Raw genomic sequence first — 17,144 nt, 5'->3', positions numbered from 1 at the left:
GGCGAGAGCCTGCAACCGCACGCCGGGGTGACGCGGCCCACACCCCGCGCGAGCCGCCCCGGCGCGCGCCCCGCCCGCACGCCTTTCCGCGGCCCCGCCGACCCGTTCGTCTGCCCCGGACCGGGCCCGGCAAACGCGAACGGCGCGGCGGCCCGCAGGGGGCCGCCGCGCCGGGGGATCGTCGCGTCACTCAAGGATCCGCCCGTCCCGCCGGGGCCGCCACCCGGCGGCCGCCGCTCACTCCATCCACGCCTCGTACGACAGCACCGCACCGGCCTTCACCCGCGTCCCGGGAATGTCCTCCGTCGTGGTCGTCTCGCTGCCCAGGAGACGGCCGTCCGCGGGGTCGAGGATCAGCATCTGGCGGATGCCCTCCATGGCGCCCGGGCGCCCGGTGCAGACGTACGCCTGGCCGCGGCGGCCCAGCCGGTCGGTGACGGGCCCCACCGGGCGCAGCTCCCCGGCGCCGGCGAGCAGCCGCACCACGGCGGCGTTCTCCCGCGGGCCCGGCGTCCACTCCTGACGGAACGCGGACAGCGCCTGGAGCAGCTGCGGCGTCCCGCCGTCCGCCTCGCCGTACAGCGCGCCCAGCAGCCGCCGCAGCGCCTTGGGGTCCTCCGGCGGCGGGGTGCGCGACGCCAGACCGCCGCGCTGCGTCTCGGCGCCCGCCGGGTACGCCACCCGGTGCAGCACCTTCCCGTCCTCGACGGTGCTGCGGCGGCCGTCGCCGGTGGTGTGGATCACCGGGCGCCCCGGGTGGCGCGGATCGGTCGCCACCACCAGTTCGGTGCCGCTGCCGTCGGCGTTCCACCGGGTCAGCCGCTCCTCGGGCACGGTCACCGGCGGCGCGTCCGCGGTGCCGGTGCGGCGGTCCAGGTACCAGCTCTGCAGATGGCTGCCCCGGTGCGGCCCGGCCCCGGGGTCCGCCGCGGCGGCGTACGCCTCGGCGCGCCGCGCCAGCTCGGCCAGCGGCACGGACGGCGCACCGGAGCGCACCTGGAGGGCGGCCGGCACCGCGGCGGCGGGCGTGGAGCCGGGCCCGGAGAGGGTGTAGGCGAGCACCGCGAAGAGGGCCAGCGCCGCCGCCTCGGCGCGGAGCACCAGCCGCCGGCCGATCTTCCGGCGGCGGTTGCGGTACAGCAGCTGGTTCAGCGCCCGCTCGGCCCGGTGGTCGAGGGGCTGATCCCGCCAGGGGCCGGTGTGCGCCGGCGCGGGATCGGCCGTGCGCAGCAGCTCCAGTTCGTCATCCATCGCACTCGCCTCCTGCTCGCGCGGACACCGGTGTCCGCATCCGGTCGATCTGGGTACGGAGCCGGGCCCGCGCCCGGTGGAGCCGCATCGCCGCCGCGCTCCGGCCGCAGCCGAGGGTGACGGCGAGTTCGTCGACGGTCAGCTCCTCCCATGCCGTCAGCCGCAGCACCTCCTGGTCGGCGGGGGAGAGCCGGGCGAGCGCCTCGTGCACCCAGGAGCCGGGCCGCTCGGCGTCCGGGCTCTCCACCGTCCCCCTGCGGTGCGCGATCTCGTGGTTGCCCAGGCGGTGCAGGAGGCGGCGGTAGCGGCCCTTGCCGCGCACCGTGTTGGCCAGGCAGTTGCGGGCCACCCCGTACAGCCAGGGCAGCGGCGCGTCGGGGAGGTCCGCGCGGCGGCGCCACGCGGTGGAGAAGACCTCCGCGACTATTTCCTCGACCTCGTCCGCCTGCCCGTCCAGCCGCCGCGCCACGAAACGGCTGACCGCCCAGTAGTGGGCGCGGTAGGCAGCGGCGAAGGCATCGTCCGTGCTCATGATCGGTTGGTGTCCGGCACGCCCCCGATCGTCACACCCCGCCACGGTGATCCATCCCACGGCCCCCGCGGGCGCGCGGCGGTGACACCGGACGGGCCGCCGGACACCTACCGGACATGAGAACTCCCGTGAAGTGGCTGACGACCACGGACCACAAGGCGATCGGCACGCTCTATCTCGTCACCGCGTTCGCGTTCTTCTGCATCGGCGGGGTGATGGCGCTGCTCATGCGTGCCGAACTGGCCCGGCCCGGCCTGCAGATCCTCTCGAACGAGCAGTTCAACCAGGCGTTCACGATGCACGGCACGATCATGCTGCTGATGTTCGCGACGCCGCTGTTCGCCGGGTTCGCCAACTGGATCATGCCGCTGCAGATCGGCGCGCCGGACGTCGCCTTCCCGCGGCTCAACATGCTGTCGTACTGGCTCTATCTGTTCGGGTCCCTGATCGCGGTCGGCGGGTTCCTCACGCCGCAGGGGGCGGCGGACTTCGGCTGGTTCGCCTACTCCCCGCTGTCCGGCGTCGTCCGGACGCCGGGTGTCGGCGCCGACATGTGGATCATGGGGCTGGCGCTGTCCGGCTTCGGCACGATCCTCGGTTCGGTCAACTTCATCACCACGATCATCTGCATGCGCGCCCCCGGCATGACGATGTTCCGCATGCCGATCTTCACCTGGAACGTCCTGCTGACCGGCGTCCTCGTGCTGCTCGCCTTTCCGGTGCTCGCCGCCGCGCTGTTCGCCCTGGAGGCGGACCGGAAATTCGGGGCCCACATCTTCGACGCGGCGAACGGCGGGGCGCTGCTGTGGCAGCACCTTTTCTGGTTCTTCGGGCATCCGGAGGTCTACATCATCGCGCTGCCGTTCTTCGGCATCATCTCCGAGGTCATTCCGGTCTTCTCCCGCAAGCCGATGTTCGGCTACATCGGTCTGATCGCCGCGACGATCTCCATCGCGGGCCTTTCGGTGACGGTCTGGGCACACCACATGTACGCCACCGGCGGCGTCCTCCTGCCGTTCTTCTCCTTCATGACCTTCCTCATCGCGGTGCCGACCGGAGTGAAGTTCTTCAACTGGATCGGCACCATGTGGAAGGGCTCGCTCTCCTTCGAAACCCCGATGCTCTGGGCGATGGGCTTCCTCGTCACCTTCGTCTTCGGCGGGCTGACCGGCGTCCTCCTCGCCTCGCCGCCCCTCGACTTCCACGTCACCGACTCGTACTTCGTGGTGGCCCACTTCCACTACGTCATCTTCGGCACGGTCGTCTTCGCGATGTTCTCCGGATTCCACTTCTGGTGGCCGAAGTTCACCGGCAAGATGCTGGACGAACGGCTCGGGAAAATCACCTTCTGGACGCTGTTCATCGGCTTCCACGGCACCTTCCTCGTCCAGCACTGGCTGGGCGCGGAAGGCATGCTGCGCCGCATCCCGGACTATCTGGCGGCCGACGGATTCACCGCGCTGAACACCATATCGACGATTTTCTCGTTCCTCCTCGGCCTCTCCGTCCTGCCGTTCTTCCACAATGTCTGGAGGACCGCGAAATACGGAAAGAAGGTCGAGTCGGACGATCCGTGGGGCTACGGCCGCTCCCTGGAATGGGTGACCTCCTGCCCGCCGCCGCGCCACAATTTCCTGACCCTGCCGCGTATCCGCTCCGAATCCCCGGCGTTCGATCTGCACCATCCGGAGATAGCCGCCGAGGACGATGCGCTGCGGAGCGGGGAGCGGGCGGCGCTGGTGCCCGAGCGGAGCGGACGGGCATGAGCGAGACGACCGGCGGCATGCGGACCGACGCGGCGATCAACGAGATCGAGGGCTTCCTGCTGTGGGAGGCGGAGAAGCGCCGGGCGCGGAGCCGGGCCGAGGAGTTCTGCGCCGGGCTGCCCTGGCTCACCGGGACCCAGCGCGCGGAGGTCGCCCGCCACTACTGCCGCGACCAGGCGGAGCTGTCGCGGGACACCCTGGAGCGCATCGCCGCCCGCGCCACCGAGCTGCGCGCCGAGTACGCGGGCGTCCACCGGGCGCTGCGGCGGCGGTTGTTGACCGGGTACGCGGCGGGCACGGTCGCGCTGGCGGCGGCGGTGGGGTTCGCCCTGGCCGGCAGATGAGGCGCCGCCGCTCCCGGCGGTGCCGCCGGTGGCCGTGGGGGAGCGGCCACCGGCGGCGGGACCGGTGCGGTGCGTGGGCCGACCGGTGCGTGGGCGGTGCGGTGGATCAGCTGCCGACGGTGATCTGGGACGCCGCGTCGGTGGTGTCGCTGACGTTGTAGGTGGCGTTGAACTTCGAGCTGGTCGCGGTCGTCGGGCAGCCGAAGCCGCCCTCGACCTTCACCGGCACCGCCGCATCGGTGAACTTCAGGGTGGACGGCGCGCCGTTGGTCCAGGTGCCGTTGACGGTCGCCGCCGCCGTCGGCGCGGCGGTCACCGTACAGCTGGCCAGACCGCTGGTCTTCAGTACGAACCCGCCCGACGGCATGGTGAGCCCGGCGGTCACCGGGGAGCCGTTCTGCAGGGCGACGGTCCAGTCGCCGGTCGTGGTGACGGTGGCGCTGACGCCCGGCATGCTCGTGGTGCAGGAGCTGTAGGTGGGCGCGGAGACGGCGCTGCTCACCGGCCCGGAGGCGTTGGTGTTGCCGGGCGCGGCGGGCACCGAACCGGTGGCGGCGGAGGCGGTGCAGGTCACCGTCACCGAACCGGCGGCGAACGTCGCGGAGCCGGAGAGCTTCGCGCCGAAGGCGTGCCCGGCTGGTGTGACGGTGGTGGACGCGGCGGCGGTGCCCGCGGTGGGGGCGGGCTCGGCGGTCGCCGGCCCGGTCACGGCGAGCGTCAGCCCGAGGGCCGCCGCGATACCGGCCGACGCGGTGAGCACGGTGCGGGGCAGGTGCTGGGTCATCACTGGACTCCTTCGTACGGGAGGGTGCCCGGGGGCCCGGGCCGTGAGGGGGAGTGCGGTGGTGCGGGCGCGCACGGCGGCGCGGGGGCGCGCGGCCGCGCGGCGTCAGGGCGCGCACGGCAGCGCCGCGCGCGGGGTGAGGACAGCCGTACGGGGCCGGTAGGCCGAGGGGGGTGCCGTACGGAAGACGGGGACGGACTCGGGTGACGGACTCCGGGGACGGACTCCGGGGCGGGCGGGGGCTACCGCGTCACGGAAGACGGTTCACGAAAGACGGTTCACGGCAGGCGGCGGCACGGGAGGTGACGTCACGGCAGGCGGCTTTCGACGGCCGTATCCGGTGCGCCGGGCGTCCCGGGCGGGGCCGTGGCGACGTCCGGCGGGCCGGAGGCCGCAGCCGTATCCGATGCGCCGGGCGCCTCGGCCGCGCCGGGCGCCTCGGCCCGGTCCCCGTCCGCGTTCCCGTCCGGTGCCGGCCCGCTTCCCACCGGCTGCCAGGCGAAGATCATGGCGCCGCCGAGGATGCCGAGGAGGGTGCCGAGCAGGAAGCCGCCGAGGTTGGACATGACGAGCGCGGCCATCGCGCCGAGCACGGTCAGGACGCCGGCCAGGGTCCGGTGCTGCGGGGTGAACCACGCCGACAGGCCCATCAGGACCATCACCAGCCCCATCAGCACCGACGGGACTCCGGCGATGCCCTGCTGGAGCATGATCTTCAGCGGGGCCAGCGGCAGGGCGCAGATCTCCGCCCCGGCCAGCACCGCCGCCAGCCCGCCCCAGAAGGGACGGCCCCGGCGCCAGCGCCGCCAGCGGGCCCGCGCTCGGGCGGCGCCCATCTCAGAAGCATTCCTTCGTGCCCTTGGACACCTTCATGCTGAGCCCGGAGAGCTTGAACGTCCCGGCGTTGGTGGACCAGGCGGTCTGCCGCAGATGGTTGATGGCGACGTCGTCGGCCTGCTGCGCGAAGAGATCCTGGAGGCCCTTGGCGTCGTCCGGGCCCTTGTCGAGCGTCGAGGCGTCCCGCCCGATCTCGATGCGGTGGAAGGAGGCGTCACCGGCGAGCTGGGTGGCGTCGACGAACAGGTTGGTGGCCTGTACGGGCTTGTCGGCGCCGGCCGTCAGGTTGAGCGAGATGTCGCCGAGGACCGGCAGGTGGGTGACGACGGACTGGCACAGATGGTGCAGTTCGGCGGTCTTGATGGCGGTGACGGCGACCGGCAGCAGGTCGCCCCTGGCGTTGGTGTCCACGCTGCCGTACTGGGCGAATCCGTCGCCGGTGAGGCGGTCCGCGGACACCTTGAACTGCTGCCCCGAGACGGCGAACGAGGCCGCGAGCGCCCCGTTGGCGAGGGCGATGCCCAAGGCGGCGGTGCCGGCGACGGCCGGGACGGTCAGCACGGCGAACCGCCGCCAGCTGATGCGTCCCGTGACGTGTCTGCCGTGTGCGTCCTTCACGACGTGTCCCCTTCGAAGAGTGCGGTGGGTCGCGCTGTCGAACGTGTGGGGGCGTGCCAGGTGCGGGGGTGCGCGGCGTACGGTCCGGGCGTCGCGGCCGGCGGGCGGCGTGGGGCGCGGGCGGGCACGGTGGCCGTGCGGCGGTACGGGAGCGGACGGCAGGCGCTACGGACGGCGCGCTGCCGATGGCGCTGAACTACCGGTGTTACCACGGGTGTTACCGGCGAGTTGAATGTAATTCCGCCGCTGTCCGCTGGCAAGGACACGCGTGCGACGGTTTTCGGCCGACTGCGCGGCCGGTGGCGTGGCCCGGCGGCGCGGTCCGGTGGGCGCGCGGCCCCGCCGCCCCCGGGCGCGCACGAAAGCCCGCCGCCCCGGAGGCGACGGGCCCGTCCCGTACGGCGGCGGGGCTACACGTACCGCACCCGCATCTCCTTCACGCCGTTGAGCCACGACGAGCGCAGCCGGCGGGGCGCGTCGGTGAGGGTGATGTCCGGCAGGGCGTCGGCGATGGCCTGGAAGATCAGGTTGATCTCCAGGACGGCGAGGGACTTGCCGAGGCAGAAGTGCGGTCCGCCGCCGCCGAAGCCGAGGTGCGGATTGGGGTCGCGGGTGATGTCGAAGACCTCGGGGTGGTCGAAGACGTCCGGGTCGTTGTTGGCGGAGGCGTAGAAGACGCCGACCCGCTGGCCCTCCCGTATGCGCGCGCCGCCCAGGGTGGTGTCCTGGGTGGCGGTGCGCTGGAAGGAGACCACCGGCGTCGCCCAGCGCACGATCTCCTCGGCGGCGGTGGCGGGCCGCTCCCGCTTGTACAGCTCCCACTGCTCGGGGTGGGTGAGGAAGGCGTGCATGCCGTGGGTGATGGCGTTGCGGGTCGTCTCGTTGCCCGCCACCGCCAGCAGCAGCACGAAGAACCCGAACTCGTCGGAGCCGAGGTTGCCGTCGTCCTCCGCGGCGACCAGCTTGCTGACGATGTCCTTGGCCGGGCACGCCTTGCGGTCGGCGGCGAGGTTCATCGCGTACGAGATCAGCTCCATCGCGGCGGTGGTGCCGACCTCTTCGGTGATGGCGAGTTCCGGGTCGTCGTAGGCGATCATCTTGTTCGACCAGTCGAAGATGCGCGCCCGGTCCGCCTGGGGGACGCCGATCAGCTCCGCGATGGCCTGGAGGGGCAGTTCGCAGGCGATGTCGGTGACGAAGTCGCCGGTGCCGGAGCGGCGCGCGCCCTCGACGATCGCCCCGGCGCGCTCGCGCAGCGCGTCCTCCAGCGCCCGCACCGCGCGCGGGGTGAAGCCGCGCTGCACGATCTGCCGGACCCGGGTGTGCTCGGGCGGGTCCATGTTCAGCATGATCAGCTTCTGGACGTCGATCTGGTCGCGGGTCATGGAGTCGTTGAAGCGGATGATCGACGTGTTGCGGTGCGCGGAGAAGATGTCCGGTTTGGTGGACACCTCCTTGACGTCCTCGTGGCGGGTCACCACCCAGTAGCCGTCGTCGCCGAAACCGGCGATGTTGTGCGGCTGGGCGCACCACCACACCGGCGCGGTCTCCCGCAGCCGGGCGAACTCGGGGAGCGGGACGCGGGACTGGTAGACATCGGGGTCGGTGAAGTCGAAACCCTCGGGCAGCGCGGGGCATGGCATCGGCGGCTCCTGATCCGGTCCGTCGCGGCCCGGCGACCGGCCGTCGCGGGCCGGGTGGCGCCGGCGCCACCACTGGTTCTGACGAGTCATCAGATGTCGCGGCGAAGGTAGTAACGAGTTCTACAAGTGGCAAGGGCTGCGGCGTCATTCGCCCGTCGGCAAGGGCGCCCCGGCGGCCAACTCCGGCGCGCGGGACGCCGATACCGCGGCTGCATGCCCCTTGCGCCCCCGGGGTACGGCTCATGAGACTGACCGCAGAACTAGAACGCGTACTAGTTCTTCTTCCGTGGGTGCCGGGACGCCCCGCGGACGCGAGGAGAGGACGAGTCAGTCATGGCCGCGGAACCCGTCATCGTCGAAGCCGTACGCACCCCCATCGGCAAGCGCCAGGGCGCGCTCGCCAACCTCCACCCCGCCTACCTCCTGGGCGAGACGTACCGCGAACTCCTCGGCCGTACGGGCCTCCAGCCCGACTGCGTCGAGCAGATCGTCGGGGGCACCGTCACCCACGCCGGCGAGCAGTCGATGAACCCGGCCCGCAACGCCTGGCTCACCATGGGACTGCCCTACGAGACCGCCGCCACCACCGTCGACTGTCAGTGCGGCTCCTCGCAGCAGGCCAACCACATGGTCGCCAACATGATCGCGTCCGGCGTGATCGACATCGGCATCGGCTGCGGCGTCGAGGCGATGTCCCGGGTGCCGCTCGGCAGCGGCTCCAAGCACGGCCCCGGCAAGCCCTGGCCCGACGAGTGGCACGTCGACCTGCCCAACCAGTTCGAGGCCGCCGAACGCATCGCCCGCCGCCGCGGGCTGACCCGCGAACGCGTCGACGCGCTCGGCCTCCTCTCCCAGCAGCGCGCCCAGCAGGCCTGGGCCGAGGAGCGCTTCAAGCGGGAGACCTTCGCCGTCCAGGTCCCCACCACCGAGGAGGAACAGGCCGCGGGCCAGGGCATGTGGCGGCTGGTCGACCGCGACGAGGGGCTGCGCGACACCACCATGGCGGCGCTCGGCGGCCTCAAGCCCGTCATGCCGCAGGCCGTCCACACCGCCGGCAACTCCTCGCAGATCTCCGACGGCGCCGCCGCCGTGCTGTGGGCCTCCAAGCGCATGGCCCGCGCCCTCAAACTCAAGCCGCGCGCCCGCATCGTGGCGCAGGCGCTGGTCGGCGCCGATCCGCACTTCCACCTCGACGGGCCGGTCGACGCCACCCGCACCGTCCTCGGCAAGGCCGGGATGACCCTCAAGGACATCGACCTCGTCGAGATCAACGAGGCGTTCGCCTCCGTCGTCCTGTCCTGGGCGCAGGTCTTCGACCAGGACCTGGAGAAGGTCAACGTCAACGGCGGCGCCATCGCGCTGGGCCACCCCGTCGGCGCCACCGGCGCCCGCCTGATCACCACCGCCCTGCACGAACTGGAACGCCGCGACAAGGAGTTCGCACTGATCACGATGTGCGCGGGCGGGGCGCTGGCGACGGGGACGATCATCCAGCGGCTGTGACGGGACGGAATCCGGCTTGACCTTCACACGGTGCGAAGGTCTTCGCTGAGCCCCGGAGGTGGTCGAGATGACCCTGCCGGACAAGGACACACCCACCACGCGCGCGCTCCGGGCGCTGGCGCACGGCGACGCGTCGGTACGGCTGCGGGCCGCGCTCGCGGTCGGCACGGACCCGGGGTCGCCGTGCGTGGCGCCGCTCATCGAACGGTGCGCGATCGAGCCGGAGTTCTCCGTACGGGAGATGCTGACGTGGGCGCTCACCCGGCACCCGTCGGACGCGACGCTCCCCGGGCTCCTCGGTGAGCTGCGCTCGCCGCGCGCGCAGGCCCGCAGCCAGGCGCTGCACACCCTGTCCAAGATCGGGGACCGGCGGGCGTGGCCGGCGCTCACCCGCGCCCTGCTGACCGACGCCGACGACGAGGTGGCCCGCAGCGCCTGGCGCGCGGCGGTCGTCCTCGTACCGGAGGAGGAAGCAGCGGAGCTGGCCGCGGCGCTGGCCACGCAGCTCGGGCGCGGCGGGCGGGAGACGCAGCTGAGCCTGAGCCGGGCGCTGATCGCGCTCGGCGCGGCGAGCACACCGGTCGTGGACGCCGCGACGCACGACCGCGACCCGGGCAGACGCCGCCATGCGCTCGCCACGGAGCGGCTGCGGCGGGACCCGGACGCCGGGTTCGATTGCGCGATCGAGGAGGCGAAGCGCATCGTGGCTCTCGGCACGGCCGGCCGGGAGGGGTGAGCGACGGTGCTGATCGGCGAGGTGGCGCGGCGCTCCGGGGTCACCGCCCGGATGCTGCGGCACTACGACACGCTCGGCCTGGTGCGGCCGACGGGCCGCAGCGGCTCCGGGTACCGCGAGTACTCCGGCGACGACCTGCGGCGCCTCTTCCACGTCGAGAGCCTGCGGTCGCTGGGGCTGTCGCTGCGGGAGGTCGGGCGCGCGCTGGACGGCCCCGGCTTCGCGCCCGCCGCGCTCGTCGACGACCTCATCCGGCAGACCCGGGAGCGCATCGCCGCGGAGACGGCGCTGCTCACCCGGCTCCGCCGGATCGGCGCCGCGGAGCCCGCCGACTGGCCGGACGTCCTCCAGACCGTCGCCCTCCTCCAGGAGCTGGGGTCGCCGAGCGCCGGACGCCGCCAGCGCGCCGCCCTGGCCGCGGCGGCGGACGGCCCGGCACCGGTGGAAGCCCTGGTCGAGGCGGTGCTGAGCGAGCGGGAGCCGAACGTCGCCGGCGCCCTGAAATGGGCCCTGGCCCGCTCCGGGGACGGCGCGCCGCAACTGCTGGCCGAGGCCCTCGACGCCCCCGCCGCCGCGGTCCGCCGGCGCGCCGTACAGGCCCTCGCCGCGCTCCCGGACGACGCGGCGCGGGCCCCGCTGCGCGCCGCCCTCGCCCACCCCGACACCGCGGTCCGCCGGGACGCGGCCCTGACGCTCGGCGCCCGGGGCCTGACCGAGGCGGTCCCCACCCTCGTCGGGATGGTCGCCGAGGGCGCCAACGACGTCGACGCGGCCGATGCGCTGAGCACCCTGGCGGGCGACCCGGCGGTCGCGGAGGAGATCGCCGCCAGCCTTACCGCCCGCCTCACCCCGGGCCCCGCGGGCGCCCCCGCCCGCCGGCGCCTCGCCCAGGCACTGGCCGGCGTCCCCGGCCCCACGGCGTCCCGCGCCCTCACGGAACTGGCACGGGACGAGGACCCCGGCGTGGCGGTGACTGCGGGGTACGTCCGCATGCTGCGGGAGGCGGAGGCGGAGGCGGCGCCGGGCGGGGGCGGCGGGGTGCGGGGTTCCTGAGGGTTGCGGCGTGCGGGCGTTGGCCCGGTGGGTGGGTGCAGGGTTGCTGCCGGTTACGGCTCGCGGGCCGCGCCCCGGCCGGACGCCGCACGGGAGCCCGGCCCGCTCGGCGACGGCTCCACCGGTACCGGCGGCTCCGGCTCCGCCTCCGGCGCCGCGAACTCCACCGGTGCGTCGAACGCCGCCCGCCGGGTCGCCCGTCGCAGCGCCTTCAGCAGGGGGCCGCCGACGGTCAGCGTGAGGACCACCGTGACCGCCGCGCGCGGCAGGTCCCAGCCGAGCGAGGTCGCCAGGCAGTACGCCAGGTAGCGGGCCAGGTTGTCGGCGAGCGGGTCGCCGGGCACGAAGGAGACGCCCGAGGCCAGGCCGGCGATGTACGGCCAGCCCTGGAGGTTCATCACCAGGCCGTAGCCGACCGCGGCCACCGCCCCGTACCCGGCGAGCAGCGCCAGCTCGCGGCGACCGCGCAGCCGGTCGGCGCCGGGCAGCAGTCCGGCGCCCATCGACACCCAGCCCATCGACAGCATCTGGAACGGCATCCACGGCCCGACGCCGCCGGTCAGCAGCGCCGACGCGAACATCGCCACCGACCCGAGGACGAACCCGAAGCCGGGGCCCAGCACCCGTCCGGCCAGCACCATCAGGAAGAACATCGGCTCGATGCCCGCGGTGCCCGCGCCGAGCGGGCGCAGCGCGGCGCCCGCCGCGGCCAGCACGCCGAGCATCGCGATGGCCTTGGCGTCCAGACCCGAGTCCCCGATCGTCGCGACGACCACGGCCAGCAGCATCGGCAGCAGCGCGGCGAACAGCCACGGCGCGTCCGCGGAGTGCGCGAGCCCGGAGGCGGAGGCGGCCAGCAGCGGCCAGCCGAACGCCATCACGCCCGTCGCCGAGACGAGCGCCAGCGCGACGACGGACCGGGGCCCGAGCCGCACCGCCCGCGCCTGCCGTCCCGCGCCCGTGGCCGGCTCCCGTACGGCCGTCACGGCGTGGCCTCCAGGGCGCGGGCCACCTGCGGCACCGTCAGCCACGGCAGCGGCGCGAGGATCTTCGCGACCTGCGGGGCGAACGCGGGCGAGGACACCACGACCTCCTCGGTCGGCCCGTCGGCGACGATCTCCCCGCCGGCCAGGATGACGACCCGCCGGGCGAGTTCGGCGGCGAGTTCCACGTCGTGGGTGGCGAGGAGGATGCCGTGCCCCTGCGTCGCCAGCTCCCGCAACACCTCGATCAGCCGCGCCTTGGCCGCGTAGTCCAGACCGCGCGTCGGCTCGTCGAGCAGCAGCAGCGGCGGCCGCGCGGTCAACACCACGGCCAGCGCCAGCGTCAGCCGCTGGCCCTCGGACAGGTCCCGCGGATGCGTCGCGTCCGAGACGCCCGGCAGCAGCCGTGCGACCAGCGTGCGGCAGGTGCCCGGCGCGGCGTCCGCGTCCCGGTCGGCGGCGGCGCACTCGGCGGCGACGGTGTCCGCGTACAGCAGGTCCTGCGGCTCCTGCGGCACCAGTCCGACGTGCCGGACCAGCGTGCCGGGCGCGGTGCGGTGCGGCACGGCGCCGCCGACGGCGACCGACCCGGACGCCGGTTCGTGCAGCCCCACCAGCGCGCCAAGCAGCGTCGACTTCCCGGCGCCGTTACGGCCCATCAGCGCCACTGTCTCCCCGGCGCCGACGGTCAGATCGACGGCGCGCAGCGCCTCGGTCCGGCCCCGGCGGACGGCCAGCCGCCGCACCTCGGCGAGCGGCGCCCCGGGCACGGCACCCTCCGGCGCGCCCCGCCCGGCGCCGCGGCGCCGCAGCAGACCGGACCGCTTCGGACGCCGCGTACGGGCCGGGGGAGCGGGCGCGGCGCCCTCGGGCGGCGGTTCCGGGGCGTCCGGCCGAGACGGCTCGGCAGTGCCCAGCCGGGCGCGGAGTTCGGGGGCCCGGCGGCGGGCGTCGCGTACCGACAGCGGCAGCGGCGACCAGCCGGCCAGCGCCCCGAGGTCGACGACCGGCGGCCGCACGGGGGAGTGCGCCATCATCGCGGCGGGCGGGCCCTGCCGCGGCGCGGCGCCCGGCCCCGGCATCAGGATGACCTGGTCCGCGTACTGCACCACCCGCTCCAGGCGGTGCTCGGCCAGCAGCACCGTCGTCCCCAGATCGTGGACGAGGCGCTGGAGCACGGCGAGAACCTCCTCGGCGGCGGCCGGGTCCAGTGCGGACGTCGGCTCGTCGAGGACCAGCACCTTGGGGTGGGCGGTCAGCACCGACCCGATGGCCACCCGCTGCTGCTGCCCGCCGGAGAGCGTGGTCAGCGCACGGTCGCGCAGCCCGGCGAGCCCCAGCAGGTCCAGCGTCTCCTCGACCCGGCGCCGCATCACGTCCGGTGCGAGCCCCAGCGACTCCATGCCGTACGCCAGCTCGTCCTCGACGGTGTCGGTGACGAACCGGTCCAGCGGGTCCTGGCCGACCGTGCCGACCACATCGGCCAGTTCGCGCGGCGGGTGGGTGCGGGTGTCGCGCCCGGCGACGGTGACGCGGCCGCGGAGCGTGCCGCCGGTGAAGTGCGGCACCAGCCCGCACACCGCGTTCAGCAGCGTCGACTTGCCGACACCGGACGGGCCGACGAGGAGGCACAGCTCCCCTTCGGCGACGGTCAGGTCGACCCCCTGCACGGCGGGCGCGGACGCCTCGTCGTAGGCGACCGAGACCTGCTCGAACCGGATCACTGCGCGGGCTCCTTCGTGGGGCGGGCGGGGGAAGAGGCGTGGGAGGCGGGGCGCTCCCGGCGGGCGGGCGCCCGGCCGATGAGCCGTTCCCGGCCGATGAGCCGTTCCCGGCCGGTGGGCCGTTCCCGGCCGGCGCCCGGCCCCGCGCCGACGGCGGCGCGCCCGGGAGACTCCTGGCCGGCGGGCGACCGGTCGGCGGGCGCCGGGCGTCCGGCCCGTGCCCGCCCGGTGGCCCGCGCCCGCCCGCCGCCGTCCGGCCCCGCACCGGGGCCGTCGCCGTCCCGCCCGGTCAGGTCCGCCGGGCGCGGCGCCACCCACGCCGGGAGCAGCCCGACGAGGACGGAGAGCGCCGGCCACAGCGGCAGCCGCGGCGCGGTCAGCGGCACCGCCGGCGGGTGTAGCGCCTCGGGCGCGTAGCCGCCCGCCGCGATCAGCAGCGCCGCCACCGCCACGCCCGCGCCCGCCACCAGCCAGGCCCGTACGCCCCACCGCTCGGGCCGGTACCGGGTCCGCACCGCGCGGCGGCCGCCCAGCCACAGCCCGGCCAGCGCCGCCACCAGCCCCGCGAGCAGCAGCGGCAGCCCGAGGCCCGCGCCCGCCTGCGCCAGCAGACCGTACGTCCCGGCGCACACGCCCAGCAGACCGCCGAGCGTCAGCGCCGCCGTGATCCGCCGCACCGCGCGCGGCACCTCGGCGCGGCGCCCGTAACCGCGCGCGTCCATCGCCCCGGCCAGCGCCACCGAACGCTCCAACGCGCCCTCCAGCACCGGCAGCCCCACCTGGAGCAGCGCCGCGAACCCGCGGTCCGGGCGGCCGCGCAGCCGCCGCGCCGCCCGCAGCCGCCGCACATCGGCGACCAGATGCGGCGCGAACGTCATCGCCACCACCACCGCCACACCAGCCTCGTACAGCGCCCCCGGCAGCGACTTCAGCAGCCGCGCCGGGCTCGCCAGGGCGTTCGCGGCGCCCACGCAGATCAGCAAGGTGGCCAGCTTCAGCCCGTCGTAGAGCGCGAAGACCAGGCCCTCGGCGGTGACCTTGCCGCCGACCCGGACGCCCTGCGCCCAGTCGGGCAGCGGCAACTCCGGCAGCGTCACCAGCGTGTGCGTCCCGGGGATCGGCGACCCCAGCAGGAACGCGAAGACCAGCCGGATGCCCAGCACCAGCAGCCCCAGCTTCACGAACGCGCCGTACGACCGGGCCCACGGCGCATCCGTCCGGCGCGCCGCCACCACATACCCGGCCACCGCGATCAGCAGCCCCAGCAGCAGCGGATTGGTCGTCCGCGACGCCGCCGCGGCCAGCCCCAGCGCCCACAGCCACCAGGCGCCCGCGTGCAGCGCCGTGCTCCGGGTGGCCCGCGGCGCCCTCATCCGCGACGGCGACGGGCCTGCCACACCGCCGCCGCCCCCAGCACCACGACCACCGCGCCGCCACCGATCAGCCCGGCCGACGGTCCGCCGTCGCCGTCCGCCGCGGCCGACGGCCGCCCCGACGCCTTCGGCTCCGCGGCGCCCGCACCGCTCACCTGCTCCGCGCAGCCCGCCTCCGGATACCCGGCGACCCCGCACAGCATCCCCTGCGCGTCGTACCGCAGCGGCTTCACCACCGCGGCCAGCGCCTCAGCGGCCGACGCGTCCTCGGGCACCCGCGCACACGCGGTCCGCTCCGCCGGCGGCCGCTCACCGTCCGGCGCGTCCGCCGCCGACCCGAAGTCGACGACCACGCCGACCCGCTTCGTCCCGGACTTCTCGGGCGTACCGGAGCACAGCTTCCCGAAATCGGCCGCGGCCCGCGGCCGGTCCACCGCCGAGGACTCCGCGCTCACCGTGAACCGGAACCCGGCCACCGCACCGTCCGCGGGCCGCAGCGTCGCCGGGCCCTGCGTCGCGTACGCCCACTTCCCGGCCGCGCCGTCCCAGAACGACCAGTACCGGTACTCCTGCGCCTGCGCCGGGCCCGCGACCGACACCGATATCGCCCCGGCCAGCGCCAGCGCACCGGCCCACCGCGCACCCCGCATCACTTGCCGCGCTTCCGTCGGCCGCTCATCAGGAACCCGATGCCCGCGCCCGCGGCGAGCCCCACCGGCACCAGCCACCAGGCGCTGATCGACCCGGTGCCCTTCTCCTCCGGCACCGGCTTCCGCGCGCCCTGAGACGGCTTCGGGCCGGTCGCGTTCAACGCCGCCACCAGGTCCGTACCGCCGAAGTCCCGCGGATCGGCGCCCGCGGCGTGCGCCGCGAGCACCAGCTGCGCATACGCCGCCGGACCGGCCGGCTTCGCCCACGCCGGGCCGTTCCTCTCCAGCCACGCCAGCGGCTTGGCCGCCGCCGCGCCGTGCCCGCCGGCGGCCAGCGCCACCACCGCGTCCGCGGTGTTCCCGACGTCCGGCTGCGGCTTCGCGCCCGGCATCGCCGACATCAGATGCTGCCCGTTGGCGTCCATCTCCTTCACCAGGTACGCGCTCGCCCCCGAAGCGGCCTGCTTCAGCGCGGCGGCATCCGCCCCGGACGGCTCCTTCTTCCCGTCGCCGCACTCCGGCGCGGCCACCGGCGTGTCCGCGTCCTTGCCCGCCGCCGGGACGACGAAGCCCTTGCCGAGCGCACCGGTCGCCGCGGCGGCCGAGGCGTCCGCGTTGGCCGCGGCGCCCTTGAGCTGGAAGGTGAACGCACCCCGCTCGGCGGGCTTCGCGGCGCACCCGAGCCGGAACGTCAGCAGCCCCTCGTACGGCGTGTGGCCCTTCGGCGACTTGACCTTCGCCGGGTCCTGGCCCGCCGCGGTGAGCGCGCCGATGACCACCGCGGTGGAGTTGGCGTCGCTCGGCGACCCCGGCATCGACGGCCAGCCGCCGTCGTCGTTCTGCACCGACGTCAGCCAGCGCACCGCCTTCTCCACCGTCGCGCCGTGCCCGCCGAGCGCCGCCAGCGCCTGCACCGCCGCGCCCGTCTGGTTGGTGTCCCGCATCGTCGAGGCGCCGCACGCCTTCGACGCATCGGCGCGGTACGCGGTGAACGCGCCGTCGGCGCACTGCTGACCGGTCAGCCAGTCCACGGCCCCGGCGGCGGGCGTGACCTGCACGGTGTGCTGGGCGAGCAGCGCCAGCGACTGCCGCCACACGCCGTCGTACTGCGGGTCGCCGGAGCCGTACAGGCCCGCGGGCAGCTTCCCGGGGGACGGCGCCGGGGCGGCGGACGCGGCGGGCGCGGTCGCCGCCAGCGGTACGAGCGCCGCGGCGCACACCACGGCGGCGCGGCGCAGCAGCGCGGCGCGGGAAGGGGCCAGGGGGGCCATCGTCGGTGCCTCTCAGTCGGATCGCTCGGGGCGTCGCGGGGTGGGTGGCCACGCTCGGCCGTCCACCTGCGCGGGC

Annotated in this window: 16 protein-coding genes; 5 read left to right on the top strand and 11 right to left on the bottom strand. The window is 75.0% G+C overall.

The window, feature by feature from the left end; genetic code table 11:
• Window positions 1-237: 237 nt before the first annotated feature.
• The gene (locus ABT345_RS02520; RefSeq protein WP_345083725.1) at window positions 238-1,251 is read right to left on the bottom strand and encodes a CU044_5270 family protein; all 1,014 of its coding nucleotides are present in this window, start codon (window positions 1,249-1,251) and stop codon (window positions 238-240) included.
• Window positions 1,244-1,783: an RNA polymerase sigma factor gene (locus ABT345_RS02515; protein ID WP_345083723.1), complete on the bottom strand. Its 540-nt coding sequence runs from the start codon at window positions 1,781-1,783 to the stop codon at window positions 1,244-1,246. The genes ABT345_RS02520 and ABT345_RS02515 overlap by 8 nt, the downstream gene beginning before the upstream one ends.
• A 116-nt stretch (window positions 1,784-1,899) precedes the next feature.
• Between ABT345_RS02515 and ctaD the strand changes: the two genes are divergently transcribed.
• On the top strand, window positions 1,900-3,549 hold the full coding sequence (gene ctaD, locus ABT345_RS02510; protein ID WP_386460006.1) for an aa3-type cytochrome oxidase subunit I: 1,650 nt from the start codon (window positions 1,900-1,902) through the stop codon (window positions 3,547-3,549).
• Window positions 3,546-3,893, top strand: a complete 348-nt coding sequence (locus ABT345_RS02505) for a hypothetical protein (protein WP_345083721.1) — start codon at window positions 3,546-3,548, stop codon at window positions 3,891-3,893. Before ctaD ends, ABT345_RS02505 begins: the two co-directional genes overlap by 4 nt.
• A gap of 106 nt (window positions 3,894-3,999) precedes the next feature.
• Here ABT345_RS02505 and ABT345_RS02500 read toward each other — a convergent pair whose 3' ends face one another.
• The 4 genes from ABT345_RS02500 to ABT345_RS02485 form a co-directional block, all read right to left on the bottom strand.
• Window positions 4,000-4,677, bottom strand: coding sequence for a hypothetical protein (locus ABT345_RS02500; RefSeq protein WP_345083719.1), 678 nt, complete (start codon window positions 4,675-4,677; stop codon window positions 4,000-4,002).
• A 308-nt stretch (window positions 4,678-4,985) separates the two neighbouring features.
• Complete coding sequence (locus tag ABT345_RS02495) at window positions 4,986-5,513, bottom strand: DUF6114 domain-containing protein (protein WP_345083717.1); 528 nt, start codon at window positions 5,511-5,513, stop codon at window positions 4,986-4,988.
• Window position 5,514: 1 nt separating this feature from the next.
• Window positions 5,515-6,132, bottom strand: a complete 618-nt coding sequence (locus ABT345_RS02490; protein WP_345083715.1) for a DUF6230 family protein — start codon at window positions 6,130-6,132, stop codon at window positions 5,515-5,517.
• A gap of 410 nt (window positions 6,133-6,542) precedes the next feature.
• Window positions 6,543-7,775, bottom strand: a complete 1,233-nt coding sequence (locus tag ABT345_RS02485; RefSeq protein WP_345083713.1) for a cytochrome P450 — start codon at window positions 7,773-7,775, stop codon at window positions 6,543-6,545.
• Between the two features lie 333 nt (window positions 7,776-8,108).
• Here ABT345_RS02485 and ABT345_RS02480 point away from each other — a divergent pair, with 333 nt between their 5' ends.
• The 3 genes from ABT345_RS02480 (at window position 8,109) to ABT345_RS02470 (ending at window position 11,067) form a co-directional block, all read left to right on the top strand.
• Window positions 8,109-9,278, top strand: a complete 1,170-nt coding sequence (locus ABT345_RS02480; protein ID WP_345083711.1) for a steroid 3-ketoacyl-CoA thiolase — start codon at window positions 8,109-8,111, stop codon at window positions 9,276-9,278.
• A 67-nt stretch (window positions 9,279-9,345) separates the two neighbouring features.
• A complete protein-coding gene (locus ABT345_RS02475) occupies window positions 9,346-10,014 on the top strand; it encodes a HEAT repeat domain-containing protein (RefSeq protein WP_345083709.1) in 669 nt (222 codons plus the stop codon).
• Between the two features lie 6 nt (window positions 10,015-10,020).
• On the top strand, window positions 10,021-11,067 hold the full coding sequence (locus ABT345_RS02470) for a HEAT repeat domain-containing protein (protein ID WP_345083707.1): 1,047 nt from the start codon (window positions 10,021-10,023) through the stop codon (window positions 11,065-11,067).
• 53 nt (window positions 11,068-11,120) lie between these two features.
• On the opposite strand, the gene ABT345_RS02465 is transcribed toward ABT345_RS02470, so the two are convergent.
• The 5 genes from ABT345_RS02465 to ABT345_RS02445 are packed head-to-tail and all read right to left on the bottom strand — an operon-like array spanning window position 11,121 to window position 17,068.
• The gene (locus ABT345_RS02465; protein ID WP_345083704.1) at window positions 11,121-12,053 is read right to left on the bottom strand and encodes an ECF transporter S component; all 933 of its coding nucleotides are present in this window, start codon (window positions 12,051-12,053) and stop codon (window positions 11,121-11,123) included.
• Window positions 12,050-13,774 carry an ABC transporter ATP-binding protein gene (locus ABT345_RS02460; protein ID WP_345083702.1) on the bottom strand — a complete coding sequence of 575 codons (1,725 nt, stop codon included), beginning with the start codon at window positions 13,772-13,774 and terminating at the stop codon, window positions 12,050-12,052. Before ABT345_RS02460 ends, ABT345_RS02465 begins: the two co-directional genes overlap by 4 nt.
• Window positions 13,771-15,147: a CbiQ family ECF transporter T component gene (locus ABT345_RS02455; RefSeq protein ID WP_345083700.1), complete on the bottom strand. Its 1,377-nt coding sequence runs from the start codon at window positions 15,145-15,147 to the stop codon at window positions 13,771-13,773. The genes ABT345_RS02460 and ABT345_RS02455 overlap by 4 nt, the downstream gene beginning before the upstream one ends.
• Window positions 15,144-15,797, bottom strand: coding sequence for an SCO2322 family protein (locus ABT345_RS02450; RefSeq protein ID WP_345083698.1), 654 nt, complete (start codon window positions 15,795-15,797; stop codon window positions 15,144-15,146). Before ABT345_RS02450 ends, ABT345_RS02455 begins: the two co-directional genes overlap by 4 nt.
• Complete coding sequence (locus ABT345_RS02445; protein WP_345083696.1) at window positions 15,797-17,068, bottom strand: SCO2321 family membrane protein; 1,272 nt, start codon at window positions 17,066-17,068, stop codon at window positions 15,797-15,799. The genes ABT345_RS02450 and ABT345_RS02445 overlap by 1 nt, the downstream gene beginning before the upstream one ends.
• Window positions 17,069-17,144 lie beyond the last annotated feature (76 nt).

It is taken from the genome of Streptomyces sp. NPDC000404 (genome assembly GCF_040300365.1).
Taxonomy (GTDB): Bacteria; Actinomycetota; Actinomycetes; order Streptomycetales; family Streptomycetaceae; genus Streptomyces; species Streptomyces ramulosus.
The sequence above is the reverse complement of the archived record's forward strand: the minus strand, read 5'-3'. Positions and strand labels throughout refer to the sequence as shown.

Coding starts and splice junctions, on each gene's coding strand:
- ABT345_RS02520 (WP_345083725.1), bottom strand. CDS start 1,251: ATGGATGACGAACTGGAGCTGCTGCGCACGGCCGATCCCGCGCCGGCG.
- ABT345_RS02515 (WP_345083723.1), bottom strand. CDS start 1,783: ATGAGCACGGACGATGCCTTCGCCGCTGCCTACCGCGCCCACTACTGG.
- ctaD (WP_386460006.1), top strand. CDS start 1,900: ATGAGAACTCCCGTGAAGTGGCTGACGACCACGGACCACAAGGCGATC.
- ABT345_RS02505 (WP_345083721.1), top strand. CDS start 3,546: ATGAGCGAGACGACCGGCGGCATGCGGACCGACGCGGCGATCAACGAG.
- ABT345_RS02500 (WP_345083719.1), bottom strand. CDS start 4,677: ATGACCCAGCACCTGCCCCGCACCGTGCTCACCGCGTCGGCCGGTATC.
- ABT345_RS02495 (WP_345083717.1), bottom strand. CDS start 5,513: ATGGGCGCCGCCCGAGCGCGGGCCCGCTGGCGGCGCTGGCGCCGGGGC.
- ABT345_RS02485 (WP_345083713.1), bottom strand. CDS start 7,775: ATGCCATGCCCCGCGCTGCCCGAGGGTTTCGACTTCACCGACCCCGAT.
- ABT345_RS02480 (WP_345083711.1), top strand. CDS start 8,109: ATGGCCGCGGAACCCGTCATCGTCGAAGCCGTACGCACCCCCATCGGC.
- ABT345_RS02475 (WP_345083709.1), top strand. CDS start 9,346: ATGACCCTGCCGGACAAGGACACACCCACCACGCGCGCGCTCCGGGCG.
- ABT345_RS02455 (WP_345083700.1), bottom strand. CDS start 15,147: ATGAGGGCGCCGCGGGCCACCCGGAGCACGGCGCTGCACGCGGGCGCC.
- ABT345_RS02450 (WP_345083698.1), bottom strand. CDS start 15,797: ATGCGGGGTGCGCGGTGGGCCGGTGCGCTGGCGCTGGCCGGGGCGATA.
- ABT345_RS02445 (WP_345083696.1), bottom strand. CDS start 17,068: ATGGCCCCCCTGGCCCCTTCCCGCGCCGCGCTGCTGCGCCGCGCCGCC.